We start from the raw sequence: 24988 nt of genomic DNA on the forward strand, positions 1-24988 counted from the left end.
CTCCGTCGCAGGCGCTCGTCGGACGAGCCGGGCCCACCCTGCAATCCGCGTACTCCGCCAACGATTCAGCATGACTCGGATCGCCGCATCATCCCTGAAACGCCCGCGCCACACAGGTCCAGCACGTGATCGAGGTCCTCGACCCGCTGGATCCCGTAGAGGTCCGCCGCGGGGAACCACAGGAACCCGGGCAGATGCCACTGGCTCTTCGGCATGTCCCTCCTGGGCCTACCTGACATCGACCACATTCGCGCTCGGAGCTTTACATCGCACCCGTGGAACACCATGGTCTCAACCCTGCCGGCCCCGGATCCCGGAGGACCCGTGGTCTGGCACGTGGGGTGTACGGGTCCGACGGAGGTCGTGGGTGCGGAGTATCGGTGACATGACCAATTCAGGTGACATGACCAATTCAACCGTTCACCTCGAGGACGCGCTGGTCACCGGGGGGACGAAGCGCGGACGTTCGAGCCGGACCGCGGGCTTCTGGGCCGTGGCCGCGAGTATGTCGGTCCTGACGGCCTTCTCCACCGCGCCGAGCGCGTTGTACGGCATCTACCGACGACAGGACCATCTGTCGTCCATCACCGTCACGATCGTGTACGCCGTCTTCGCTGCCGGGATCGTGACAAGTCTGCTGCTCGTGGGTCATCTCTCGGACTGGTACGGACGACGGACGTTGCTCATTCCCGCTCTGCTGACGGGCTTGCTGGCTGCAGTGATCTTCGCCAACTCCACTTCGCTGCCGGCCTTGTTCATCGGGCGAGTGCTCACCGGTCTCGCCTTGGGCGCGGCCACCGCGACAGCCACCGCCTACCTGACCGACCTTGCTGCAGGTCCGAACGGGGTACCCACGCGGCGAGCGCAAATAACGTCCACGGTCGCGAACGTCGGCGGCCTGGCGGTCGGCCCCTTGGCGGCCGGGTTGCTCGCGACGTACGTTCCCAGCTTTCCCCGACTGATCTACGTCATCCTCGCGGTGTTGTTGGCGCTCGCGCTGGCCGCCACCTGGGCGGCTCCTGAGGTCAGGCCGCTGCCCAGGCCTCGCCCCCGTTACCGCCCGCAACGGCTGGCGCTTCCTGGAGCTGCACGCACCCAGTTCGGTGCCGCGCTCACCGGCGACTTCCTGGTGTTCAGCGTGTACGGCGTCTTCGCCGGGCTGGCGTCCGCGTTCCTGTCAGGGGCGCTGCATCGCTCGTCGCCCGTCCTGGCCGGCCTGACCGTCTTCATCGCCTTCGGCGTCGGAGCGCTCACTCAGATCATCACCAGGAGCTGGCCGCTGCGCCGCCTACTCGCCGTCGGCATCCCCGTGCTGCTCCTGGGCCTAGGCGTGATTGTGACCGCGGCCTGGTTGCAACCGCCGAGCCTTACCTTCTTCCTGATCGGAGCGGCACTGGTCGGCGTAGGAACCGGCAGCATCTTCCGAAGTGCCTTGACTGTCGTCATCACGACCGCGCCGCCCAACGATCGCGCCGCTGCCTTGGCCCTGTTCTTCGTCGTGGGCTATCTCGGCCTCTCGCTCCCCGTCGTCGGCGCTGGGATCGCCTTGCAGTACGTGACTTTCAAGGTCATCCTCCTCGCCTTTGCCGTCGTCGTCGCCGTCGGCATCCTCATCGCCTCACCATTGCTACTTCGCAGCCTCGTGGACAGGAAGGACAACTGAGATGACTCCCCACTACGACACGTTGACCGTGCAGCAGGAGGGCGCCGTACTGTTCGCGGGCATCAACAGCCCGCCGATGAATCTCCTCGGACCTGAGCTGGTTCGTGACCTGGTGTCGCTGATTCAGCGGGCCGAGGTCGACGGCTCCATCCAGGTGCTCGTGTTCAAGAGCGAGGACCCTGACTACTTCATCCCGCACGTCGACGTGACCCGGATCGCGTCGTACCGGGCCGAGGCGGCCAAGCTGGTGGGCGAGCCGTCGATTGCGCTGCTCTTCCGTCATTTGAGCGCGAGCCGTCTGGTGACGATCGCGCAGATCGAGGGACGGGTACGGGGTGCCGGCAGCGAGTTCGTCCTGGCGTGTGACATGCGGTTCGCCGCACGCGAGTCGGCGATCTTCGGTCAGTTCGAGCCCGCGTTCGGTCAAGTGCCCGGTGGGGGAGCGACCCAGCACCTGGTTCGTCTGATGGGTCGCGGCCGGGCGCTCGAGGTTATGTTGAGCGCGCGGGACTATGACGCCGAGCTCGCCGAGCGATACGGCTGGATCAACCGTGCACTCCCCGCCGACGAACTCGACGAATTCGTCCGCGAGCTCGCCCACCGCATCGCCGGCCTCCCGGCCTCGGGTCAGACTGCAGTCAAGGACCGCGTCAACGCGATCGCCCTCGCACCGGCCGATGACTTCCGCCGCGACTCCGACCTCTTCGGAGAGAGTGTGCGCACCCCCGAGGCCCAGGCCCGAATCCAAGCGGCCTTGTCCAGCGGCTTCCAAACCAGAGAAGCAGAGCTAGACCTTCCTGAATTACTAGGACATCTACCTGTCTAGTACGACAGCCGTAGTTCGTGATGATGCCTTTCGGCAGGGGCCGCGGAGGGCTGGGTGGGTGCGGCCCTGACCAAGAGTGGGGACTTGGGACAGGTAGTCGGGGCCTTGAACACGTTATTTCGTGTCCGCGGTCCCTGCTTGGTGTTCAAGGTCCCCGCTTCGTGACCGCTGGCAGTCGGGGCCCGTCCCCGCAACATCACAAACTCCGGCTGTAGTACTAAGAGCCGTGGAGTTCCGCTCGGGCAGCGAGAACCAGCTCCTCGTTGGTATAGGCGTGGCCCTGCAGTCCCCACCCGCCAGGAGCCGCCTCGGTGAGCAGAACCCAGGTGCGCTCAATCAGAGTGGGATCGTCAGCGGCAGTGGCGACGATCTGGCTGAGTTGTTCGACGACAGCGAGCTGTTTGTCCCGGTCCAGGGCACCGGCGTTCGTGAGGAGCTGGATCCGGACGTAGCTGCCATCCCCGTTCACGTTGGCCAGGCTGCCCGCGGGCAGTTCGTGTACGAACGCCGCAGTGTTCTTCCGGAACATCCCGATATCCGGTACCTGCTCGATGGTCATCACCGCGGTGGCCAGGTCGACGGCGAGCTGGTGGTGGTCGGCGAAGGTGCCGGTTGCGGCGTACACGTCAATCATCGGCACGGTGGACTCCTTCCGCCGCGGCGCGGATGAGTTCGGCGACCTCGTCGGGGTGGGAGATCATCGCGAGGTGGCCGGCCGGGAGTTCGATGGTGGTGGCGCCCATGCGGCTCGCGAACAGGCGTTGGGCGTCGGGCGGGATGGCCTCGTCCTCGGCGGCCACGGCGTACCAAGTCGGCAACGCCTTCCACGCCGGTACGCCGATCACGTCGGCGAACGTGGATCCGGCCAGGGGCTGTTGTACGGCGTGCAGAACCTTGGCGCGGGCAGGGTCGACGCCGGCGGCGAAGTGGTTGACGAAGTCATCCTCGGTCAGCCAGGCGAAACCCTGCTTGTCCGTGAACAGATGCTCGAGCGCGGGCGGCGTGGGCCCCTGGGACAGTAGGGCTCCGAGGGCCTCGCCGTTGTCCAGGCCGAAGGCCGCGACGTAGACCAGGCCGACCACGTTCGGGGCTTCGGTACTCAGGGCGGTGATGATCTGTCCGCCGTACGAGTGCCCGGCGACGATCGTGGTGCCGTCCTGGAGCTCGAGCACGTGCCGCAGCCGGGCCACGTCGTCGGCCAGCGAGGTCAGCGGGAACTGTGGGGCTGTCACGTGGTAGCCGTCGGCTTGCAGCCGCTCGATGACACCGCTCCAGCAAGAACCATCGGCCCAGGCGCCGTGCACGAGGACGATGTTCGGTCGCGCGTTCATCTCGGTACGTCCCTCCGGTCAGGGTGTCGTTGCCGTCATGCTCTCCAACCGATCGCTGCCCGGGTATCCGTATGCTGACTGCAGTTGGGATCGCACGAGGGGTCGAGGTGACTGCCGCGGACATCGGGTTGATCGGGCGGGACCGCGAGCTGGCAGGCTTGTCACAGCTCGTTGACGAACCGCCGGCCGCAAGCCGGGTCCAGGTCCTGCTGGGTGAGCCGGGAGTGGGCAAGACCGCACTGCTGGCTGAATTGACGCGACGTGCACGGTCCACAGGTCTGCAGGTGCTGAGCGTCACCGGCCGGGTCTCCGAGCGCGACCTTGCGTTCGCCGGTCTGCACCAGCTGCTACGGCCGGTAGTCGATCGCCTGCCCGCGCTGCCTGGCCGGCAGGCCAAGGCGTTGCTCAACGCGTTCGCACTGACCGATGACCCGGTGCCACCCGACGCCCTGCTCACCGGGATCGCCGTCCTCACCCTGCTGTCGGCCGTCGCCGACGAAAGTCCGTTGCTCGTGGTCGTCGACGACGGCCAGTGGCTGGACCGCGCGTCGCTCGACAGCCTGGCATTCGCCGTACGGCGACTGGACACCGAGCCTCTCGTACTGCTGTTCGCAGCACGCGGGCCAAGCGCTCCAACTGGATTCGATCGTGACTTCGACGAACTGAAAGTGCCACCCTTGGATACGCCGCAAGCCGGGCGGCTGCTCGACAAGCAGCCACGCCCTCCGCACGGCCGGGCACGCGAACACGTACTGATACAAGCCGACGGCAACCCCCTCGCGCTGATCGAGCTGTCGAAAGTCATCGCCGCGGACCCGGGCGCAGGTCGGCGCTGGACTGCCGAACCGCTTCCGTTGACCGAGAGACTGACACACGTGATGGCCGACCAGTTCGGCGTACTGGCGCCGTCCGCCCGGGCGGCGCTGCTGCTCGCCGCAGTGGCGGACAGCCCGGGAGTGGCCGCGCGGATCCCGGGAGTCGGCGCGACCAGCCTCGCCCCTGCCGAGCGGGCTGGGCTGATTCGTGTCGACGAATCCGGACCGCAGTTCACCCATCCGCTCATCCGTGCTGCCGTCTACCACGCGGTTCCGTTCGCCGAGCGTGCAGCGGCCCACCGGGTCGTCGCGGAGGTTCTGCGCGACCGGCCCGATCGTCGCGGCTGGCACCTCGCGACAGCCGCACTCGAACCCGATGAGCGCCTGGCGGCCCTCTTGGAGGACACGGCCATGCAGGCCCAGCGGCGAGGCGGCGCGGCGGCCGCGGCGCGAGCTCTGGAACGGGCCGCTGAACTCAGCCCCGCCGAAGCGGACCAGGCCAGACGGTTGCTGGCCGCCGCCGGACTTGCTCTCGCCGCCGGTCAGGCGGACTGGGTTCAGGACCTCGCCCGCCAGGTGCTTGCCGTAACGGCCGATCCGCAGTTGCGTCTCGCTGCGCGGGCGCGGATCGGGTGGGCGCTCGTGTGGTCCAACCAGCACGCAGCAGCTTTGTCCACCCTGCTCGCTGTCGTTGAGGGGGCAACACCTGACCTGCCGGTCGTGGCGTGGGACGCGATCGGGTTGGCAGCCACCGTCGCCTACCAGTCCGGCGCAGCCGCCGATCGAATTGCTGTCGTGCGCACGCTGGACCGGCTGTCCGAGCCGGTCCAGCCGCCCGCCGATTGGCCGGTCGGCTTGGCCGACGAGCAACGCGTTTGGGTCAGGGCATGCGTCGAGCCGCTGACTGCGCATACGAAAGGCGTCGACGCGCTGCACCGGATCGCCGCCGGCCGAGTCACGGATCTGGCCAAGGTCGGGGCGTCGGCCTGGCTCCTGGACGAGACTCAACTCGCGGTAGATCTCCTGCGCGACGCACTGAGCCGGCTCCGGGCGCCCGGGCTGTCAGGTGCCAGCGGGGCCGCGCTATCGGCGCTCGAATGGGCATGCATCGACAGCGGCCGTTGGGACGAAGCGCTCGCGGCTGCGCGGGAAGCAGCCGACGCGGCGGCGGCGTACCGAATGGAGATCGTTGCCGCGACGGCCGACCTGTGCACGGCCACGATCAGCGCCCTGCGGGGTGAGTACGAAGAGATCCCGAAGCTGCTGGCCAGCGCAGGGACGAGCACTGATGCGAGAGAGTACCGGTCAATCGCCGCCCGGGCCCGCCATGCTGCCGGATTGTCGGCGTTCGCACAGGGCAACTTCGGACTGGCATACGCCCAGCTTCGGCAGCTCTTCGATCAGACCGGCGCACCGGTGCACCACCATGTGTCGTACCTGGCGATCGCTGACCTCGGCGCCGCCGCGGTACGGGCCGGACGACGGTCCGATGCCAAGACGCTCGTCGAGCGCGCGCTGGCCCCGGTCGAGGAGACCAGCGGTCCGCGATTGCACCAACTCGCTGCTCGTGCCCGCGCACTCCTCGCCGAGTCCTCGAACGCTGAGGCCTACTTCGACAGAGGGCTGGCCGAGGCTGACGGAGAGCAGTGGCCGTTCGAGCGGGCTCAGCTGCGACTCGACTTTGGGGAGTGGCTGCGCCGGCAACGACGGATCAACGAGGCCAAGCCCGTCCTTGCGTCTGCCCTGGAGACGTTCCGCCGTCTGGGTGCGGCGCCGTGGAGCCGGCGTGCCGAAACCGAACTGCGCGCGTGTGGCGTGGCCGAGCCGGTCACGACCACGTCGACCGACCCTCTCGCGGAACTCACCGCACAGCAGCGTGAGATCGTCATTCTCGCGGCTCGCGGCCTGACCAACCCGGAGATCGGCGACCGTCTCTTCCTGTCACCGCGCACAGTTGCCTCGCACCTGTACCGCGCCTTCCCGAAGCTCGGTGTCGCCGGCCGCCACCAACTCCGCGACCTCACCGACCCACCGCACGGGTCGTGAGGACGGACCAGGGACTTTGCCTGGTACCAGCGCAGGCGCCGTCGTGCAGTCGGTCTCGCGCATGACGAGGCCCTGCGGTTGCCGGCGAGCGCATCACGCTGTCTGTTGCTCGTTCACGAACAAGGTCCTTCGCTCGGCCCGCGGTCCGATGGCGATCGTCCCGACCTTCGAAGCGGACTGACCCGCCAGGCGGTGCACCCGTTGGCACACCAGGGGAATCGACTGGCGTGACTGGTTCCGAACCGACGAACAGTGAAGGTAGTGGATCCCTCCAGGGCATCCCTCAAGGAAACGGAACGCACATGTCCACCATTCATTTCACCGAGATCACCACCTCGACACCTGAGCAGTTCATCGCCGGACTCACCGACTTCGGGCCGGGCCGGGCGCAGTTGTTCGCCAACAGTTCGGACGACTTCCTGAAGGTCCACGCCCAGGGGCCCGGGTACGCCGATGTCACCGAGGGCTCAGGCGGCGTCTGGGAACGCCTGCACTACGACTGGTCCGATCCGAACCACATCGTCCTCAAGACCACCGACTCCAACCTCTGGGGCGGCGCGTCCGGCCACACCTACACCCTCCACCGCCGGGCCGACGGGGCGACCACGATCGACGTCTCGATCGTGCGCCAGGGCAAGAACCTGAAGGGCCGGCTGCTCGGGATCGTGTTCGGCCTGTTCGGCAAGAGCGTCCTCGGCAAGCCCTTCCACAACTCCGTCAAGGCCATCGAGGCCCGCAACCTCCAAGCTCCCATCACCAACAACGTAGAGGCGTGAACACCATGATGAGCCTGATTCGCAAGGCACGAAACCTGAGCCGCAACGTCGTTCTGACCGCACTGGGCGGCGCCGTACTGCTGGCCGGCGCAAGCACCGCACCAGCCACGGTGGGAATGCAAACCAATGAGAAACCGACCATCGTCCTGCTCCACGGGGCGTTTGCCGATGGCAACAGCTGGTCCGAGGTGACCGGCCGGCTGCAGAACGACGGCTACCAGGTTGTCGCTCCGGCCGTCCCACTCCGGGGCATCGCGTCCGACACGTCGTATCTGAGCGGCGTACTCGCGACTATCCCCGGTCCGATGGTGCTCGTTGGGCATTCGTACGGCGGTGCCCTGGTCAGCGAGCTGGCTGATACCGCGGGCGTGAAGTCGCTCGTCTACGTGTCCGCGTTCATCCCGGAGGCCGGTGAGACGCTGGGTGCGCTGAACTCGCGGTTCCCCGGGAGCGACCTCGGTTCGGCCACCACGCCGATCACCTACCCGGGTGGGCTCGATCTCGCGATCAAGCCCGACAACGCCCGCGCGGTCTTCGCCGCCGACATCCCGGCCCGCCAGGCCGCCGCGTTCGTGGCCGCCCAGCGTCCGGTCGCAGCCGCGGCCTTCGGCGAGCCGATCGAGCGGACCGCCCCGGCCGCATTGCCGAAGTACGCCGTCGTCCCGACCGGTGACCACGCGATCGCCCCGGCCGCGGAGCGCTTCATGGCCAACCGGGCCGGCGCGAAGATCCTCGAGGTCAACGGCGCCTCCCACCTGGTCATGCTGTCCCAGCCCTCGACCGTGACGAAGGTGATCGAACAAGCCGCCCGCTGAACCCACGCCACAACAACCAAGCCGACCGGAGCAGAACGCTCCGGCCGGCTGGCGCGTCCAGGCTCAAGTGGGGTCGGCTCAGGTGGTGGCTGCGACCCAGTCACCCAGTCGCTGGGGCTAGAGTGAATTCCCTCTTGTCGTGGGGACAGCTGATGGGGAGACCGGGAAGGCGACGCTCGTTCAGCCGGCCACATCGCTCGGGTGAGATGCGAGATCGACAGGCCGAGCGCGACACCGTGGGCGAGTCCCTGGGGGTTCGTGCTGGCCGGAGACCCTGCGTGAGTCGCACACAGGGCGGAGGGAGGTCGTCATGAAGGGGACAAATCGCTGGCGCACCGCATTGTCCCGGCTGGTGCCGTCTGCCCACGACGGCTCCGAGGATCATGCCCTGGCGGCGCTCGGTCTCGCGACCACGTGGCTGAACTCGCGGCCGCTGACCGCGGCCGAGCTGAGAGGTCACGTCGTCCTGGTCGATTTCTGGACTTACACCTGCATCAACTGGCTGCGCACTCTGCCGTATCGCCGGGCTTGGCTCGGGAAGTACGGCGGATACGGACTCGTCCTGATCGGCGTGCACACACCCGAGTTCGGCTTCGAGCACGACCTCGGCAATGTACGGCGGGCGGTCGAAGCGATCGGGGTCGAGCATCCGGTGGCGGTGGACAACGACTACGACGTCTGGACGTCGTTCGACAACCGCTACTGGCCGGCGCTCTACTTCATCGACGCCAGCGGGCAGATCCGTCATCACCACTTTGGTGAGGGCGGGTACGACCAGTCGGAGCGGATGATCCAGCGGCTGCTGGCCGAGTCCGGTGCGAGCGGCTTCAGCACGGACCTCGTCCAGGTTGACCCGGCGGGTGTCGAAGCCGCGGCCGACTGGACCGATCTGTGGTCACCCGAGAACTATCTCGGCTCCGAGCGCGCCGAGAACTTCGCCTCACCCAACGGCGCGGTTCTCGGGACCAGTCACACGTATGTGGTTCCGCCGCAGCTGCCCTTGAACTACTGGGCGCTCGCGGGGGACTGGACCGTCACCCGGCAAGCCGTCGTGCTGAACAGGGCCGGTGGCGTGATCAGCTACCGCTTCCATGCCCGCGACGTGAACCTGGTAATGGCTCCGGCCACGCCGGGCAGTCGCATCCTATTTCAGCTGCGGATCGACGGGCTGCCACCCGCTGCCGCACAGGGAACCGATGTAGATGCTGAGGGCAACGGTGTGCTCGACCAGCCCCGTCTCTACCAGCTCGTCCGTCAGGCCGGTCCCATCACCGACCACACCTTCGAGATCGCCTTCCAGGAGGCCGGTGCCCAGGCCTTTGCCTTCACCTTCGGCTGACCGGATCCTCCAGCCGCACCGCGAGCCGACCCCCGACTACGTCATCGGCTCGCGGCGCCGCCACCAAGCACGCCGCCGTTTGCCGGCCGATGTGCCCGTGCTTACGCCGATCGGGAAAGTTGCCTCGGCGGGGTGCCGGTTCCAGGACTGCTGGACGTCCTCGCCCCCACGCGCCCGATAGCGGGTCCACCAGGGGTAGGGCACGGGACCAGGCATGTGGCCAGGGGTGTTCCCTGGCTCTTCCGGGCGCTGGGGCCGCGAGTCTCGAGGTAGCGGCATCGTCCGATACCGCGAAACCAACTGGAGCAGGGAGCTCAATCATGAACACGAACGGCACAACGAAGGCAAGTGTGGTCGGCACCATCTCCAAGGCGCTCGTGTGGCGCGGTCTTCTGGCGATCGGGATCGGAGCCGTCTCCGTCATCTGGCCGGATATCACCATCGGTGCATTCGTCATCCTCTTCGCGGTGTACGCCTTCATCGCGTCGGCAATGGATGCGGGCCGCGCCTTCAGCAGCGACCGAGGTGGGTCTGTCGTCGGCCATCTGCTGCTCTCGGTGCTGTCGCTGGCGGCCGGAGTCGTCGCACTGATCTGGCCAGGGCCCACGGCAGTGGTCCTGACGCTCATCGTGGGCTGGTGGGCCCTGTTCACCGGTCTGGTGGAAATCGCGATGGTGTTCACGAGCGGCCGTCGGGCCGGAGAGCGCGCCTGGTTGATCCTGAGTGGCCTGGTCTCGATCGCGTTCGCTGCGGCCCTGTTCGTCCGGCCCGATCTCGGCGCGCTGTCGCTGGCGACCGTCTTCGGCCTCTACAGCATCTTCTACGGCGTCAGCACGCTCGTCGTCGCCGGCGAGGGTCGCCAACTGCAGCACACGACCCGGCGCGTCGCCGAGGCCGTTTCCTGATCCGCACCAATCCCAGCAAGGAGCAGACGATGAACTACACCGAGCAACTGGAAGACCTGCAGCAGCGTGTCGACGGCACCGTCGAGGAGGTCCGGCAGGCCGCCGCGGAGGACCACGAACAACTCGCGGCTCGCATCGACAAGAACCAGCAGAACCTGCAGTCAGTGGTCCACAAGGGGCAGCAGCGTCTCGACCAGACGGCGGACCAGATCGATAGCAAATGGGCTCAGGTCAAGGCCGATGCATCCGTCAAGATGGCCGATCTGAAGGCCAAGATGGAACAACGCCGCAGGGAGCGGGATGCCGAGGCAGCCACGACGGACGCCGACTGGGCCGAGGCCGACGCCGAAGCTGCCATCGACCTGGCCTCGTGGGCCACGGACAATGCCCGGCTCGCGATCCTCGACGCTCTCGACGCACGCTGGTACGCCGACGACCTGACCAAGCTGGCCGCCCACCCCCGCTGAACCAGCAGTCACACTGTGGAGGCTGTCGTCTCTGACGACGGCCTCCACAGCTGCGCCGCCGTACTTCGCTGACCGTTCCCGGTCCTGCCTGCCGGTCCTATCATGACGACGTGGTTGCACCGCCGGGACCGGTCCTGCATGGGCGTTCACGCGAGCGCCAGGAGATCGACCGCGCCCTCGGCTGTATCCGGGGCGGTGAGAGCGCGGTGCTGGTCATCCGGGGTGAGGCAGGGATGGGGAAGACCGCGCTGATGCACTACTGCGCCGACCAAGCCTCCGATTGCCAGGTCGCGCAGATCGCCGGGGTCGAGTCCGAGCTCGAGTTGCCGTTCGCGGCCCTCCATCAGCTGTGCACTCCGCTGCTGAAGGAACTTCCGCCTCTGCCCGAGCCGCAGGAGCGGGCGCTCCGGGTGGCCCTCGGGCTTGCTGACGGCAGCATTCCGGGTCGGTTCCTGGTGGGTCTCGCCGTACTGAGCTCACTCGCCGAAGTCGCCGCCAAGCGGCCGCTGGTCTGTCTGGTCGACGACGCCCAATGGCTTGATGAAGCCAGCTCGCAAGTACTCGGATTCGTCGGCCGGCGCCTTCTGGCCGAATCCGTCCTGCTGGTGTTCGCAGTCCGCGAGGAGTCCGACGTACAGCTGTTCGAGGGTCTGCCGACCCTGGCTCTCGAAGGGCTGAGTGACGATGACGCCCGCGATCTACTCACCGCCACCGTCTCCGGCCAACTGGACGCGCAAGTCCGGGACCGCATCATCGCAGAGACCGGCGGAAACCCTCTGAGCCTTCTGGAACTGCCGAGAGCAATGAGCGCCGCGGAGCTGGCAGGCGGCTTCGCCGTCCCACCGACAGCCACGCTGTCAGGTCACCTTCAAGACCTCTACGTGCGGCGGTTGCTGGCCCTGCCTGAGCCAACTCGGCAACTGATGCTGCTGGCGGCCACCGATCCCACCGGAGATGCGACGTTGTTGTGGCGCGCAGCGCAGACGCTCGGAGTGACACGAGAGGCTGCAGAGGCAGCCGAGACGGAGAAGTTGCTCGACATCAGTTCCAGGGTGAAGTTCCGGCATCCAGTGGTGCGGTCCGCTGTTCAGGCAGTCGCCTCCCCGGCGGAGCGCCGCGCAGCGCACCTGGCGATCGCCTCGGTGACCGATGCACAGCAGGATCCAGACCGTCGGATCTGGCATCTGGCCGCTGCAGCGACCGGACCGGACAAGGACTTGGCCGCCGAGCTCGAGCGTTCGGCGGGCCGAGCGCAGGACCGCGCGGGGCTGGCGGCCGCGGCTGCGTTCCTGCAGCGGTCAGCCGCTTTGACCCCAAGTCCCAGGCTACGGGCGGACCGGATCCTCGCTGCCGCACACGCGCACCTGCACGCAGGCGCGTTCGGCACGGCGCTCAGCTTGCTGGCCGAGGCCGAGGCAGCCGCCGTCGACGAGTTGCAGGGCGCCCAGGTCGACCTGCTCCGTGGTCAGGTCGACCGCGCGGCGAGCGCCGGCCGGGAGGCGCCGGTACGGCTGCTCCAGGCTGCCAGGAAACTCGAGTCTCTCGACATCCGTCTCGCACTGAACACCTATCTCGACGCCGCGGCGGCTGCGGCGGTGGCGGGTGGCCTGGCGCGGCTCGGTGGCCGGCTGATCGACGTCGTGACGGCCGCGCAGGCGGCCCCTCCGCCACCAGCAGGCCTGCAGTCGGGTGACTACCTGCTCGAAGGCCTGGCGGTTTCTATCACGGCCGGCCCTGCGGCCGCAGCGCCCGCTCTACGCCGGGCAGTGGACGGAATCCTCCGCGGTCAATTGTCTCCGGACCAGTGGTTTCATTGGGGAATCCTTGCCTCGATGGCCGCGCTCAGCCTGTGGGACTACGAGACCTGGACCAAGTTGAGCGCGCGCCAGGCCGAGGTCGCCCGGTCATCCGGCGCCCTGGCTCCGCTGGCGACCGCACTGAATCTGCAACGGGTGATGGCGACCTTGTCCGGCGACCTGGAGTTGGCAACCTCTCTCGGCGTCGAGGAGGACGCCCTGAAGAAGGCGACGGGGACCAGCAGAACGTCGTACGGCGCCCTGGTTCTGGCCGCTTACCGAGGCCGTGCGGACCAGGCCACCCGGCTCATCGCCAAGGCCGCTGACGAGGCGCTCGCGCGCGGCGAAGGGCTCGGACAACAAAGCGCTTACCTGGCCACCGCAATTCTCAACAACGGGCTTGGCCGGTACACCGCGGCGTTGACCGCAGCGCTGCGCAGCGTGCAGGAGGACTACGTTGTTTTCACGAGGTGGGGGCTCGCCGAGGTGGTCGAGTCCGCGGCGCGAAGCGGAAGACCGGAGCTCGCCGACGATGCGCTCCAACGACTGACGGACGTCACTCTGAAGGGTTCCGATTGGGCCGCGGCCATCGCGGCGCGCTCGCGAGCCCTCCTCAGCAAGGGGACGGTGGCGGACAGTTGCTACCTCGAAGCCGTCGAGCGGTTCGCTCGTACGCCGCTGCGGCCAGAGCTCGCCCGGGCACACCTGCTGTACGGCGAGTGGCTGCGTCGCGAGGACCGACGGCTTGATGCCCGTGAACAACTGCGAACCGCTCACGACCTGTTCACCGAAATGGGTGCCGAGGCCTTCGCCGAGCGTGCACGCAGGGAACTGCTGGCCGTTGGCGACTCGGTCCGCAGACGCAAACCTGACGCTCAGAACGGTCTCACCGCACAGGAACTCCACATCGCTCGGTTGGCACGAGACGGACGCACCAATGGCGAGATCGGCGAGGAGCTCTACCTCAGCGCCCGGACCGTCGAGTGGCACCTGCGCAAGGTCTTCGCGAAGCTGCACATCACCTCGCGGAGGGGTCTCCAGGACGCCCTACCGACCCGTTGAGGCCTGAACGCGGGCCATCGTGGACCGCGAGGGACCGGCAGGGGACTGTGAGACGTGAGAACGGTGTGCGATGCTGTGCCAACCATGAGTGAGGTGGCACGTCGGGACGCAGCGGAGCCTGTGACGCCGCGGACTGCGGAGTCATTGGCCGGCAGCGTGCTGCTTCACCTGCCTGCGGTAACCGACGCGCTTGTAGAAACCATCTACGAGCAGAACCCTGCCTATCGCGAGGTGGACTCGGTTCCGCCGGATGACCTGTGGCAGTCATGTCACGACAACGTCGCCCGGGTTGTGCAGATGATCGCCGGTGCGGATCGCCGCCCGGGCCGGTCCGCAACCGATGAATACTTCGATGCGGCGCATGAGACCGGGCGGCGCCGGGCCGAGCAGCGGATGCCGCTGGATGACGTGCTCCGTTCGTTCCGTCTCGGCGGGCGGTTGGTGTGGGAGGCACTGATTGACGAGGCCCGTGCGCAGGGCGTGGTCGACTCCGATGCGCTGCTGGAGATCGCGAGCAAGGTCTGGGAGGTCGTCGACAACACGTCCTCGCAGGTGGCGATCGCTTATCACAACGCAGAGCGCCAGCTCGTCCGCGCCGACGAGCGACGCAGATCGACGCTGTGGGAAGGGTTGCTGCATGGCCGCGCGAAGGACCGAGTTTTCGTCCAGGAGGCCGCGACAGTCCTCGACATCCCGGTGAATGGCCCCTACGCGGTCGTGGCGATCGACAACCTGATCGACGATGACTGCACGGCTGCCTCGCTCAAACGGCGGTTGGCCGGCGTACGAGTCGCCTCGGCGTGGCAGGTGCGTACGCACACTGTCGTCGGGTTGCTTGCCCTGGGCGCGCAATCTTTGGACGCGGTACTCCGATCGCTGCGCGACGCGGTACACGCGCCTGCCGGCCTGTCCAGTGTCGTAGCTGGACTGGCCGATGTGGACGCTGCCTACCATCAGGCGACGCTGGCTCGGCGAACCCTGCCGGCTGGTCAGGTGGGCGTGGCGTCGCTGACGGAACGGCTGCCCGAGGCGTTGCTACTCAGTGCTCCGGAGCTGGCCGAGCAACTCGTCCGGACGTGGCTGGTGCCGCTCATGAAGGTACCCGCTGCCGAGCGTGAATTACTGCTCGACACCCTTGAGAGGTGGGTGACCGCGGGCGGTTCCGTCCGGCGCACAGCCGAGTTGGCGCACTGCCACCGCAACACGGTGATCAATCGGCTCCACCGGATCCATCAGATCACCGGCCGCAACCTGACCGACGCGGCCTTCCAGGTGGAGCTCGGCCTCGCGCTGCGTGCCATCCGGCTGTTTCCGCCCCAGAGCCGCTGATCCCTCCGGCTGTGCGTTGTGCACAGTCCGGCTGAGCCAAACGTAGGCGTCCTGGCCATGCCGTGATGCCGTCCGCGGTGCCAGACTGCGTTCCCAGCATTGGTCCAGCACGGAGGAATTCTTCATGGCCGAACACCGGCGTTCGCCGCACCACCCCGCCGAGAGCCCCGCCGACGAAGGTGGACGGGTGACACGCCGGCGCGTCCTCGGGTATCTGATCGCCGCGCCCACCCTGGCGGTCGGTGTGAGCTGGATCGCCGACTCGACCGACCCACGGAAGGCGGATGCCGCGGTTCCCTCGCTGCCGCAGCCGGAGGACATTTTCGACCTCGGGGATTTGCAGAACCTCGCCGCGGCACCGACATCCGGCCTGATCTCGGTCGAGCTGAAGACCGACGGCACCGCGTTCTTCGCAGTACCCAGGGCCGAGGTCGGCCAGGGCGTGACCACCGCGATCGCGATGATGGTCGCCGAGGAGCTGGACCTGCCGATGGACAAGATCACCATCGGCCTCGCCGACGCGCGGCCGGAGTTGCTGATGAATCAGCTGACCGGCGGTTCGAACTCGATGCGCAGCATGTACATCCCGGTCCGCACGGCCGCCGCGATCGCGCGGCAGCGCCTGGTGGAGACGGCCGCCGCGCAATGGGGTGTGTCGGCCAGCCAGCTGGCAACCCACGATGGTGTGGTCAGTGGCCCGAGCGGACGAACCGCGACTTACGGGTCATTGGCCCGGGCGGCCGCCAGTTCCCAGACGATCACGGTGTCGGCCCACCTCAAGTCCAAGTCCCAGTTCACCGTCCTTGGACGCCCGCACAACCGCGTCGACGCCCTCGACATCGTCACCGGCAGCAAGCAGTTCGGGATGGACATGCAGGTCCCGAACGCGAAACCGACCATGGTGGCCCGGCCGCCGACGATCAACGGCACGGTGAAGTCGGTCCACAATCTCGCCGCCGTGCGTGCGATGCCGGGCATCACCGACGTCGTCGCCATCACCCACGGTGTGGCGATCCGAGGCGAGACGTTCGGCCAGTGCATCGACGCGATCCAGGTGGTCGACGCGACCTGGGGTCCCGGCACGGTTGACGCCGAGTCCGATGCCACCGTCCTGGCGAAGCTGCGCGCGGCCCAGTTGCCGATGGCCGTGCCGCCGCTGCTGTCGAGCACGATCGACGCCGAGTTCGTCTTCGCCTTCGCCAGCAACAGCCCGCTCGAACCGGACTGTGCGATTGCGGATGTTCGGCCGGACAAGGCGGAGATCTGGTCCAGCCTCAAGGTGCCGATCGTCGCTCAGGAGGACATCGCCAAACAGCTCGGTCTGCCGATCGACGCGGTGAAGGTGCACGTCATCCAAGGTGGCGGCTCTTTCGGCCGGCACCTGTTCCATGATGTGGCAGCCGAGGCGGCGGAGATCTCCCAGAAGATGGGCAAGCCGGTGAAGCTGTCCTGGTCGCGCACAGACAACTTCCGCCAGGGGCGCGTTCACCCGATGTGCACGTCGCGCGTGCGAGTGAACTACCTGGCCGGCAACGTGCTCAGCTACGAGCAGCGGCACACGAGTGTGCAGACCGACTTCGGTCACGGACTCGGCGAGATGATCACCTCGACCGCCGCGCACCTTCCGGTTGGCGGCAACCTGTCGTTCGCCGAGACGATCTTCGCGCTCAGCCAGTCCTCGCCGTACAACTTCGGCGTCACCACGCAGCTGCTCAACGAGGTCCCGCTGAAGTTCAACACTGGCAGCATGCGCAATATCTACTCGCCGAACGTGGTTTGTGCCGAGGAGCTCGTGGTCGACCGGCTGGCCGCGAAGTTGGGCCAGGACCCGGTGCGGTTCCGCCGCAACTTCCTGAAGGATCAGCGGTTGCTGGCGGTGCTGAACAAGGCGGCCGAGGTCGGCCAATGGGGTAAGGCGATGCCGAAGGGCACGGCCCAGGGCGTCGGGCTGCACGCGGAGTACCGGGGCGCCGTCGCAACGCTGGTAGAGATCGACTGCCGGCCGGAAACGGTGAACAGGCCCATTCGGCACGGCGTGAGCGGGCCCCGGGTGACCAAGGCCCTGATCGTGGTCGATCCCGGCTTCTGCATCAACCCTCGCGGGCTGGAAGCGCAGATGATCGGCGGCCTGCAGGACGCCATCGCGCTCGCGCTGACCTCGAGCCTGCACATCAAGAACGGCATTCCCCTGGAAGGTAGCTGGGACGACTACTTCTACACCCGGGAGTGGAACACGCCGCCGGACGTACAGGTCGTCATCATGCCCAACACCAGTGACAGTCCCAGCGGCGCCGGCGAGCTGGCGGTCGCGCCGGCTTTCGCCGCGGTCGCGTGTGCCTATGCCCGCGCCACCGGAACCATGCCGACGTATTTCCCGATCAACCACGGCACGCTCGGCTTCGAACCGTTGCCGCTGGAGCCGTCCACCCCGCAGTCGCCGACCGACGGCCTCGACCACACCTTCTGAGGAATCCATGCCCACGCACACTTTCAAGCTCAACGGCAAGCAGATCAGCGTCGAGGCCGAGGACAACGTCCGGCTCCTGTGGGTTCTCCGCGACCTGCTCGGCGTCACCGGCCCGAAATACGGATGCGCGCTCGAGGTCTGCAAGTCCTGCACCTCTCACATCAACGGCAAAGCGTTCAACCCATGCTCGGTGCAGGTCAAAGACATCCAGCCGACCGATGAGATCACCACCATCGAAGGCCTGCCGGCGACTGTCGGCAAGGACCTGCACCCGATGCAGCAGGCCTGGCTGGACAATGACGTCTCCCAGTGCGGCTACTGCCAGCCCGGCCAGATCATGGCAGCCGTGGCCAAGGTCAAGCAGGCTCGCGCGGAGGGCCACGAGATCGCCGACGCGGACCTCGACGAGCTGCGCAATATCTGCCGGTGCGGCACCTACTCCCGTATTCGCGAGGCCATCAAGGCCGGCGCCAAGGGCATGTGAGGGTCCGGATGATGCACGGCCTGATGCAGGATCGACCGCTGGCACTGCCGCACGTGTTCCACCGCGCCGAGCGACTGTTCGGTCACAAGAACATCGTGACCGCGACCGCCACCGGCGAGGACACCGTCACCTACGCCGAGTGGGCGCAGCGCGTCCGACGGCTCGCGACCGTCCTGGACCAGCTCGACCTCGGTCCGCAGGCCCGCGTAGGCAGCTTCGGCTGGAACACCCGGCGCCACCTGGAGTTGTACTTCGCCGTGCCCTGCACCGGGCGAATCCTGCACACGCTGAACATCCGGTTGTTCGCCGAACAGCTCACCTACATCGTCCAGCACGCCGACGACGAGGTGATCTTCGTGGACCGCTCGCTGTTGCCGGTTCTGTGGCCGCTGGCCGGTCAACTGCCGTCGGTGCGGTTCTTCGTGGTGATGGACGACGGCGCCGACACACCGATCCCGGCCGACCCGCGGGTGCTGGACTATGAAAACCTGCTGGCCGAGGCCGAGCCGAAGCAGGGACAGTTCCAGATCGACGATGAGAACACCGCCGCCGCTCTGTGCTACACCTCCGGCACCACCGGCAACCCCAAGGGCGTGCTCTACTCGCATCGGTCCACCGTTCTGCATTCACTGATGCCCCTGACCGCGGATGTGTTCGCGCTCAGCGAGCGGGACGTTCTGCTGCCGGTCGTACCGATGTTCCATGTCAACGCGTGGGGCCTGCCCTATGCCGCTGTATTCGCCGGCGCCGACCTGGTGTTTCCTGGACCGTTGATGACGCCGGCCGCGCTGCTGCGGCTCATCGAACGGCACCGGGTGACGTTGACCGCCGGTGTGCCCACCATCTGGATGGGCGCGGTGCCCCTGTTGAAGGAGCACGACCTGAGCAGCCTGCGGTTGGTCGTCGGCGGCGGGTCGGCGGTGCCGCCAGCCCTGTCCGAGTCATGGCGAGAGGCGATCGGGCTGCCGATCACCCAGGCATGGGGGATGACGGAGACCAGTCCGGTCGGCACCGCGGCGACCCTGCGCTCACACCACGCGGATCTCACCCAGGAGGAGTTGCAGCGTGTGCGGGCCAGCCAGGGTCAGCCGGTGCCGCTGGTGGATCTGCGGATCGTGGACCCGGACAGCGGAGCCGAACAAGCCTGGGACGGGGTATCCGCGGGCGAGTTGCAGGCCGCCGGCCCCTGGATCGCCAGCGGCTACTTCGGCGGCCTCGCGGATCCGAACTTCACCGATGACGGCTGGCTGCGCACCGGGGACGTGGCGGTGATCGAGGAGGACGGCTACCTGCGGCTGGTCGACCGGGTCAAGGACCTGGTCAAGTCTGGCGGCGAGTGGATTTCCTCGGTGGAGTTGGAAAATCACATCATGGCGCACCCGGATGTGTCCGAGGCGGCCGTGATCGCCAAGCCGGATGTCAAATGGTCGGAGCGTCCTGTCGCCTGTGTGGTCGTCAAGCCTGGGGCGGTGCTGGCCGCCCAAGACATCCTGGAGCACCTGCGCCCCCGTGTCGCCCGGTGGTGGCTCCCCGACGAAATCCGATTCGTCGACGAGGTCCCCAAGACCAGCACCGGAAAGTTCTCCAAGAAGACCCTGCGGGAACAGCTCTACCCAGCGCCGTCCGATACGCACCCCATGGCCGGTGAGGGTCGACGTGCGTGACCTTCTCCCACACATTCGGCAGTGGTACGCCGACGGTGACCGGTTCGCAGTGGCTACGGTCATCGACACGTTCCACTCAGCGCCTCGCCAGCCGGGCGCGGCGATGGCGGTCTCCGGCGACGGCGTCGCGGTGGGCAGCGTGTCGGGCGGCTGTGTCGAAGCCGACGTGTATGAAGTGGCTCATGAGGTCATCCAGACCGGCTTGCCGTCGGTACGGCGGTACGGCGTGTCCGATGATGACGTGTTCGCCGTAGGCCTGACCTGCGGCGGCATGATCGAGGTCCTGGTGGAGCCGGTCGACCTAGCCTCGTACGCCGAGTTCGATGCGGTGTCCGACGCGGTCGACTCGGGTAGGCCGGTCGCCGTCGCGACCGTTGTCACTGCCGGAGACCGCCTGGGCCGGCGACTGGTCGTTTCGCCGGACAGGGTCGCTGGCAGCCTCGGTGACTGGCGCCTGGACGCTGCCGTGGTTGAGGACGCCGCGGGCATGCTTGACCAGGGCGCCACAGCGATCCGGTACTACGGCGCACAGGGCGAATGCGGGCGCACCGACGTCGCGGTGTTCGTACAGGCGTTCACGCCACCGCCGCGGATGTTCGTGTTCGGCGCGATCGACTTCGCGATGGCCGTGGCCCGGGTCGGCAAGTTTCTCGGCTACCACGTGACCGTGTGCGACGCGCGAGGAGTGTTCGCCACCCGGCTGCGGTTTCCCGAGGCGGACGAGGTAGTGGTCAGCTGGCCCCACCGCTTCCTCGAAGAAGCCCTCGAACAGGGCCTGGTGGATCGCCGCACCGTACTGTGCGTGCTGACCCACGACCCGAAGTTCGACGTGCCGTTGCTGGAAGTGGCGTTGCGCACCGAGGCCGGCTACATCGGCGCGATGGGCTCGCGCCGTACCCACGACGATCGGCTGTCCCGGTTGCGAGCGGTGGGCGTGACCGAGGCCGAGCTCGCCCGGCTTTCCTCACCCATCGGTCTGGATCTCGGCGCACGGACCCCTGAGGAGACGGCGATCTCCATCGCGGCGGAGATCATCGCGAGCCGCTCCGACGCCAGCGGACAGCCGCTGTCGTCGACCCTGGGGAGGATTCACGCTGAGACCGTGGACCGGGCCACTGCACGTCAGGAATCACGATCGTTGCCCTCAGCAAGGTCTTCGCAGGGAACGAGCGTGCAACCGGCGGCGTTGAGGTAGGCGTTTGCGCCGCGGTCGCCATGCGCCGCGGCCAGTGCGCCGGCCCAGTGCGCTCGGCCCAGCAGCACCGGATGCCCACCCGATCCGTGGAAGCCCGCCCGCAACAGCACCTGGGTCGGATCATTGCTCCTGCCTGCCGCGACGACGCGACGAACGACGTCCGCGCCCACGTCCGGGAGATCGACCAGGTGGACCACGGCGGCGTCAGCGTCTGTCGCGGCGGCCCACGCCAGGCCGCTCTTCAGAGAAGCGGAAACGCCGTCCTGCCAGGAAAGTGATGGCACGATCGCGACGTCTGCAGCGGCAAGGAGGTCCACCACCTGATCGGCCGCGGCGCCGACCACGACGGCGATCCCGGTGCACCCGCCGGCGCGGAGTACATCGACTGACCGGAGCACCCAAGGCACACCGTCGGCGTCCCGCACGAGGGCCTTCGGCCTACCCATCCGGGTCCCGGCGCCGGCCGCAAGCAGCACCCCGACCGGACTCATAGCCTCACAGTATCCGGCGCGATCGGCAGACCGCCAGCTAGCACCTGGTCGGCCGCTCAATAGCCGTTGCCGCCGTAGTCATAACCAGTCGGTGCCTTGGTGTCGCTGGGGGTTGCGGCGGCTGAGGTGCTTGCGGCGCGCCAGGTGAATTCGGCGTTGCCGAAGCTGTCGTCGAGGTTGTGTCCGTTGTGTTGGGCTGGGCCATTGTCGAGTTTGAAGGTGTACAGAGGCTTGCCGTGATAGGTCAGTTGGTCCATGCCGTTGTCCGGCCGATGGATCACCGCGAGGCCCGGTACGGCGGCCGTGGAGGCGGTGGTGGAATCACCGGGCACCGGGAACCAGAATCCCAGGCAGTCACCTACGCACTTGATCGCCCCGGCTGCTTCCTGGTCGCTGAAGTACAAGGTCTTGCCTGCGCCGTCCACGAGCGCACTGCCGACGTCCGGGACTTCCTTCACTGCCACCGTTCCCGACGAAGGTCCCGAAGAGCTGCCGGTCGGTGCTGGGCCGCCGCCGTACCCACCACCTCCGCTGCACCCAGCGAACGCGAGAGCTGCGAAACCAAAGCCCGCGGCGCGGGGGATCCAGCGGCGGCTGGACGTCCGCCTGAACCCGATGCGCGAGGCAACCATCATCACCGGCTCCTTCTGATAGCCGACCGCCTACCTGCGGCCTCTCGCGGCTGAATACGCGAACGACGTCGAATCGGTTCAGGTCGCCGTTTCCTGGTGACGATGGTGAACCGAATGCTCCTGCTCGGCGTACTAGCCAGCTGAAGCGCAGCCGACATGAGCAGGGGGTGACTGGCCCGTGAGGTGTGGAGAGGCGAGTTCGATCGGTGCGTATGTTCTTGGTGCACTCGACCTGCGTGAGCGTCTCGCGATGGAGCAGCACCTCGGTGTGTGCGCGATGTGCCGTCAGGAACTGATCGAGGTCGCGCACCTGCCGGGGCTGCTGCACCGGCTCACCCTGGACGATGTCATCAAGCGTGCAGCTACGCCCGACAGTTAGCTGTCATCGCGTCGAGTCCGAAACAGAGGTAATGACCTTGTTGTCAGAGTTGACGACGTCTATGCGAGTGATCTCTGAGATGGCGAACGACGAGCTGGCGGGTACGTCCGCCTCAGGTACGTTGGCTGTCGTCGTCCACCATCCTGTGGTCTCTGACTGTCCGCCGCGAGTGTGCACGACCAATGTGCATCGCTGCCCTGGCTGCAGGTCGTTCAGGCGTAGGTTGATGTCCGTTCCCCAGTCGCGCCTGCTGAGCTTCACCAGGGCGTCGATCCCGCCGACGCCATCTGTCGCGGACCAGGTGACACCTCCCCGCGCCTGCGGTGACGGAGTTGTCGAGTACCCGACCAGTTGGCGACCGGTCAGTCCGCCGGCGAGAAACAGGACCACCGCCGCAGCAGCGAGAATCATCCGCCTCGGAGTGAACGGCCGCCGCCTGACCCGCCGGCCGCCTTCAGGTTGGAGATCGTCGTCGAGCGGCAGTGCCAAGACATCTTCCAGTGTGAGTTTGTGCAGCACTCCCGGGAGGTGGGCGAATTGCAAGACCGCCTCGGTGCAGCTCGCGCAGCCTTGGATGTGGTGTTCGATCTGATGGTGTTCCCCCGGGTCGAGCGCACCAAGTACGTAGGCACCGATCGCCTGAGCCTCCGGACAAGTCATGAGCTGGTCACTCCTCGCTCCTCCAGGGCCGCTCGCAGCGCGTGCATCGCATAGAAGCTCCGTGATTTCACTGTTCCGACCGGAATCCGGAGGAGGGTGGCTGTTTCGGAGACTGTTCGCCGGCGATAGAACAGTTCGACGATCACCTCGCGGTGTTCGCGGCTCAGTCCCCGGAGGACCTCGGCGACCTGCCAAGCCTGCAGGGTCCGGTCGATGTCGTCTCCGACTGCCTGCAACTCCTCCTCCACGATCGGTACTTCAGCCGCGCGCGCCTTGCGCCTGCGATGCCCGGAGATGACAAGGTTCCGCGCAACCGTGAAGAGCCAAGGGCCGGCTCGCTCCGGGTCGAGCGAGTCCGAATTCTGCCAAGCGCGCAGCATCGTCTCTTGGACGATGTCCTCCGCGTACTGATAGTCGCCGCCGACCGAGCGCAGGACGTAGCCGAACAACGGGCGCTCGAACCGGTCGTACAGCGCTCCGATGTCCCCTTCGCCGGCGGATCCTCGGTCCACACTCGAGTACTACGCGGCGGTGGTGCCGATGGTTCACACAACTCGGGAAGTGCCGCCCGCGCAGATCTGGCATGGTCGGGGGATGAGCGAGGGGATGGATGCCTGGGCGGTTGAGCGCCCGCGACCGATCGATGAGGGCCCGCTGCGGTTGGTACGCCGTGCCGTTCCGTCGCCGGGGCCCGGAGAGGTCCTCGTCCGGGTGCTTGCCTGCGGACTTTGCCGGACGGACCTGCATCTGTGCGAGGGAGACCTCGAGCCGCGCCGCCCCGGCGTCGTACCAGGACACCAGGCCGTGGGGGAGGTCGTGGACCGTGCGGCCGGGGCCGACAGGTTCGAGGTCGGGGATCGGATCGGGATCGCGTGGCTGCGACGGACCTGTGGATCGTGTGAGTTCTGCAGACGCGGAGCCGAGAACCTGTGTCCGTGGTCGAAGTACACCGGTTGGGACGCGGACGGTGGTTTCGCGGAGTATGTGGTCGTCCCGCAGGACTACGCGTACGCGCTACCGACCGATCGGAGCCCGGTGGAGCTTGCGCCGCTGCTCTGTGCGGGGATCATCGGCTACCGGGCACTGAACCGATCGAAACTTCCGCCAGGCGGTCGGCTCGGCATCTATGGGTTCGGTTCGAGTGCACACCTCACCGCACAGTTGGCGGCAGCGCAAGGCGCCGAGATCTTCGTGATGACCAGGGGAGAGGGGAACCAGGCACTGGCTCGTGAGCTCGGCGTCGCGTATGTCGGTGGTGCCCAGGACAGGCCCCCGGTCGCGCTGGACTCGGCGATCGTCTTCGCCCCCGCCGGCGAGATCGTGCCCTTCGCACTTCAGGCGTTGAAGCCGGGCGGCACGGTGGCCGTGGCCGGGATCTACCTCAGTGACGTGCCGTCGCTGAACTACGAACGCGATCTGTTCCGGGAGCGCGACTGCGCAGTGTCACCTCGAACACCCGCGCCGACGGTGAGGAGCTGTTCCGGCTGGCCGCTCGTCTGTCCGTCGTACCCCGGACCACGGTCGTGTCGTTCGGCCAGATCGATCGGGCTTTGGCGGATCTTGCTCACGGCCGGGCATCGGGATCGCTGGTGGCGGACCTGATCGGCCAGTAGCCCGAGGGGGCGTCACTGGACGTTGGCCGTGGCCGTGACGGGCACAGCAGAGGTTCGGTTCACCCCCGACCCTGCACTGTCAGTCACAGCGTGGTAGCGGGGAGCGCGCGCCGAACCAGGCGTCCAGGACGGCATCGTCGCCGTTGACGCCTTGGCCGGACGGCCCCCGTTCCAGGATCCGCAGGAGCGCGATCAGTCGTCGTGCAGCCTCACTCGTCACCATCGTGTCCAAC

24 protein-coding genes are annotated in these 24988 nt (G+C 67.4%); 16 read left to right on the forward strand and 8 right to left on the reverse strand.

The window, feature by feature from the left end; all coding sequences use genetic code 11:
* Nucleotides 1-65: 65 nt before the first annotated feature.
* A complete protein-coding gene (locus ABD210_RS21810) occupies nt 66-215 on the reverse strand; it encodes a hypothetical protein (RefSeq protein ID WP_344113742.1) in 150 nt (49 codons plus the stop codon).
* A 170-nt stretch (nt 216-385) separates the two neighbouring features.
* On the opposite strand from ABD210_RS21810, the gene ABD210_RS21815 reads away from it, so the two are divergent.
* The gene (locus ABD210_RS21815) at nt 386-1663 is read left to right on the forward strand and encodes an MFS transporter (RefSeq protein ID WP_344113743.1); all 1278 of its coding nucleotides are present in this window, start codon (nt 386-388) and stop codon (nt 1661-1663) included.
* Between the two features lies 1 nt (nt 1664).
* Nucleotides 1665-2489: an enoyl-CoA hydratase/isomerase family protein gene (locus ABD210_RS21820; protein WP_344113744.1), complete on the forward strand. Its 825-nt coding sequence runs from the start codon at nt 1665-1667 to the stop codon at nt 2487-2489.
* A gap of 217 nt (nt 2490-2706) precedes the next feature.
* Here the strand turns inward: ABD210_RS21820 and ABD210_RS21825 are convergent, their stop codons facing one another.
* Nucleotides 2707-3129 carry a tautomerase family protein gene (locus ABD210_RS21825; RefSeq protein ID WP_344113745.1) on the reverse strand — a complete coding sequence of 141 codons (423 nt, stop codon included), beginning with the start codon at nt 3127-3129 and terminating at the stop codon, nt 2707-2709.
* Nucleotides 3116-3820 (reverse strand): alpha/beta fold hydrolase, encoded by a 705-nt coding sequence (locus ABD210_RS21830; RefSeq protein WP_344113746.1) that lies wholly within the window; start codon nt 3818-3820, stop codon nt 3116-3118. The genes ABD210_RS21825 and ABD210_RS21830 overlap by 14 nt, the downstream gene beginning before the upstream one ends.
* A 71-nt stretch (nt 3821-3891) precedes the next feature.
* On the opposite strand from ABD210_RS21830, the gene ABD210_RS21835 reads away from it, so the two are divergent.
* The 12 genes from ABD210_RS21835 to ABD210_RS21890 all read left to right on the forward strand — a co-directional run bounded on the left by ABD210_RS21835 (nt 3892) and on the right by ABD210_RS21890 (nt 20980).
* Nucleotides 3892-6681 (forward strand): AAA family ATPase, encoded by a 2790-nt coding sequence (locus ABD210_RS21835; protein WP_344113747.1) that lies wholly within the window; start codon nt 3892-3894, stop codon nt 6679-6681.
* A gap of 302 nt (nt 6682-6983) precedes the next feature.
* A complete protein-coding gene (locus ABD210_RS21840; protein WP_344113749.1) occupies nt 6984-7457 on the forward strand; it encodes a hypothetical protein in 474 nt (157 codons plus the stop codon).
* Nucleotides 7458-7462: 5 nt separating this feature from the next.
* Nucleotides 7463-8272 carry an alpha/beta fold hydrolase gene (locus ABD210_RS21845; protein ID WP_344114133.1) on the forward strand — a complete coding sequence of 270 codons (810 nt, stop codon included), beginning with the start codon at nt 7463-7465 and terminating at the stop codon, nt 8270-8272.
* Between the two features lie 310 nt (nt 8273-8582).
* Nucleotides 8583-9611, forward strand: coding sequence for a thioredoxin family protein (locus ABD210_RS21850; protein WP_344113751.1), 1029 nt, complete (start codon nt 8583-8585; stop codon nt 9609-9611).
* Between the two features lie 320 nt (nt 9612-9931).
* On the forward strand, nt 9932-10516 hold the full coding sequence (locus ABD210_RS21855; RefSeq protein WP_344113752.1) for an HdeD family acid-resistance protein: 585 nt from the start codon (nt 9932-9934) through the stop codon (nt 10514-10516).
* Nucleotides 10517-10545: 29 nt separating this feature from the next.
* The gene (locus tag ABD210_RS21860; protein WP_344113753.1) at nt 10546-10983 is read left to right on the forward strand and encodes a hypothetical protein; all 438 of its coding nucleotides are present in this window, start codon (nt 10546-10548) and stop codon (nt 10981-10983) included.
* 110 nt (nt 10984-11093) lie between these two features.
* A complete protein-coding gene (locus ABD210_RS21865; protein ID WP_344113754.1) occupies nt 11094-13841 on the forward strand; it encodes a helix-turn-helix transcriptional regulator in 2748 nt (915 codons plus the stop codon).
* A gap of 84 nt (nt 13842-13925) precedes the next feature.
* On the forward strand, nt 13926-15170 hold the full coding sequence (locus ABD210_RS21870) for a PucR family transcriptional regulator (protein ID WP_344113755.1): 1245 nt from the start codon (nt 13926-13928) through the stop codon (nt 15168-15170).
* Nucleotides 15171-15294: 124 nt separating this feature from the next.
* Nucleotides 15295-17637 carry a molybdopterin cofactor-binding domain-containing protein gene (locus tag ABD210_RS21875; protein ID WP_344113756.1) on the forward strand — a complete coding sequence of 781 codons (2343 nt, stop codon included), beginning with the start codon at nt 15295-15297 and terminating at the stop codon, nt 17635-17637.
* Nucleotides 17638-17644: 7 nt separating this feature from the next.
* Nucleotides 17645-18121 (forward strand): (2Fe-2S)-binding protein, encoded by a 477-nt coding sequence (locus ABD210_RS21880; protein WP_344113757.1) that lies wholly within the window; start codon nt 17645-17647, stop codon nt 18119-18121.
* 23 nt (nt 18122-18144) lie between these two features.
* Nucleotides 18145-19785, forward strand: a complete 1641-nt coding sequence (locus tag ABD210_RS21885) for a long-chain fatty acid--CoA ligase (RefSeq protein ID WP_344113759.1) — start codon at nt 18145-18147, stop codon at nt 19783-19785.
* Nucleotides 19778-20980 (forward strand): XdhC family protein, encoded by a 1203-nt coding sequence (locus ABD210_RS21890; RefSeq protein WP_344113760.1) that lies wholly within the window; start codon nt 19778-19780, stop codon nt 20978-20980. The genes ABD210_RS21885 and ABD210_RS21890 overlap by 8 nt, the downstream gene beginning before the upstream one ends.
* Here ABD210_RS21890 and ABD210_RS21895 read toward each other — a convergent pair.
* Together ABD210_RS21895 and ABD210_RS21900 are read right to left on the reverse strand one after the other, a co-directional pair.
* The gene (locus tag ABD210_RS21895) at nt 20908-21471 is read right to left on the reverse strand and encodes a nucleotidyltransferase family protein (RefSeq protein ID WP_344113761.1); all 564 of its coding nucleotides are present in this window, start codon (nt 21469-21471) and stop codon (nt 20908-20910) included. The genes ABD210_RS21890 and ABD210_RS21895 overlap by 73 nt on opposite strands.
* 56 nt (nt 21472-21527) lie before the next feature.
* Nucleotides 21528-21929, reverse strand: coding sequence for a COG4315 family predicted lipoprotein (locus tag ABD210_RS21900; protein ID WP_344113762.1), 402 nt, complete (start codon nt 21927-21929; stop codon nt 21528-21530).
* Nucleotides 21930-22281: 352 nt separating this feature from the next.
* Between ABD210_RS21900 and ABD210_RS21905 the strand changes: the two genes are divergently transcribed.
* Nucleotides 22282-22482: a zf-HC2 domain-containing protein gene (locus ABD210_RS21905; protein ID WP_344113763.1), complete on the forward strand. Its 201-nt coding sequence runs from the start codon at nt 22282-22284 to the stop codon at nt 22480-22482.
* Between the two features lie 3 nt (nt 22483-22485).
* On the opposite strand, the gene ABD210_RS32520 is transcribed toward ABD210_RS21905, so the two are convergent.
* Nucleotides 22486-23142 carry an anti-sigma factor family protein gene (locus tag ABD210_RS32520; RefSeq protein ID WP_425552702.1) on the reverse strand — a complete coding sequence of 219 codons (657 nt, stop codon included), beginning with the start codon at nt 23140-23142 and terminating at the stop codon, nt 22486-22488.
* Nucleotides 23139-23654, reverse strand: coding sequence for a sigma-70 family RNA polymerase sigma factor (locus ABD210_RS21910; protein ID WP_344113765.1), 516 nt, complete (start codon nt 23652-23654; stop codon nt 23139-23141). The genes ABD210_RS32520 and ABD210_RS21910 overlap by 4 nt, the downstream gene beginning before the upstream one ends.
* 82 nt (nt 23655-23736) lie before the next feature.
* Between ABD210_RS21910 and ABD210_RS21915 the strand changes: the two genes are divergently transcribed.
* Nucleotides 23737-24744: a zinc-binding alcohol dehydrogenase family protein gene (locus tag ABD210_RS21915; RefSeq protein ID WP_344113767.1), complete on the forward strand. Its 1008-nt coding sequence runs from the start codon at nt 23737-23739 to the stop codon at nt 24742-24744.
* 90 nt (nt 24745-24834) lie between these two features.
* On the opposite strand, the gene ABD210_RS21920 is transcribed toward ABD210_RS21915, so the two are convergent.
* Complete coding sequence (locus ABD210_RS21920) at nt 24835-24978, reverse strand: hypothetical protein (RefSeq protein WP_344113769.1); 144 nt, start codon at nt 24976-24978, stop codon at nt 24835-24837.
* Between the last annotated feature and the right edge of the window lie 10 nt (nt 24979-24988).

Origin of the sequence: Kribbella alba, from assembly GCF_039529635.1 — a bacterium.
Taxonomy (GTDB): domain Bacteria; phylum Actinomycetota; class Actinomycetes; order Propionibacteriales; family Kribbellaceae; genus Kribbella; species Kribbella alba.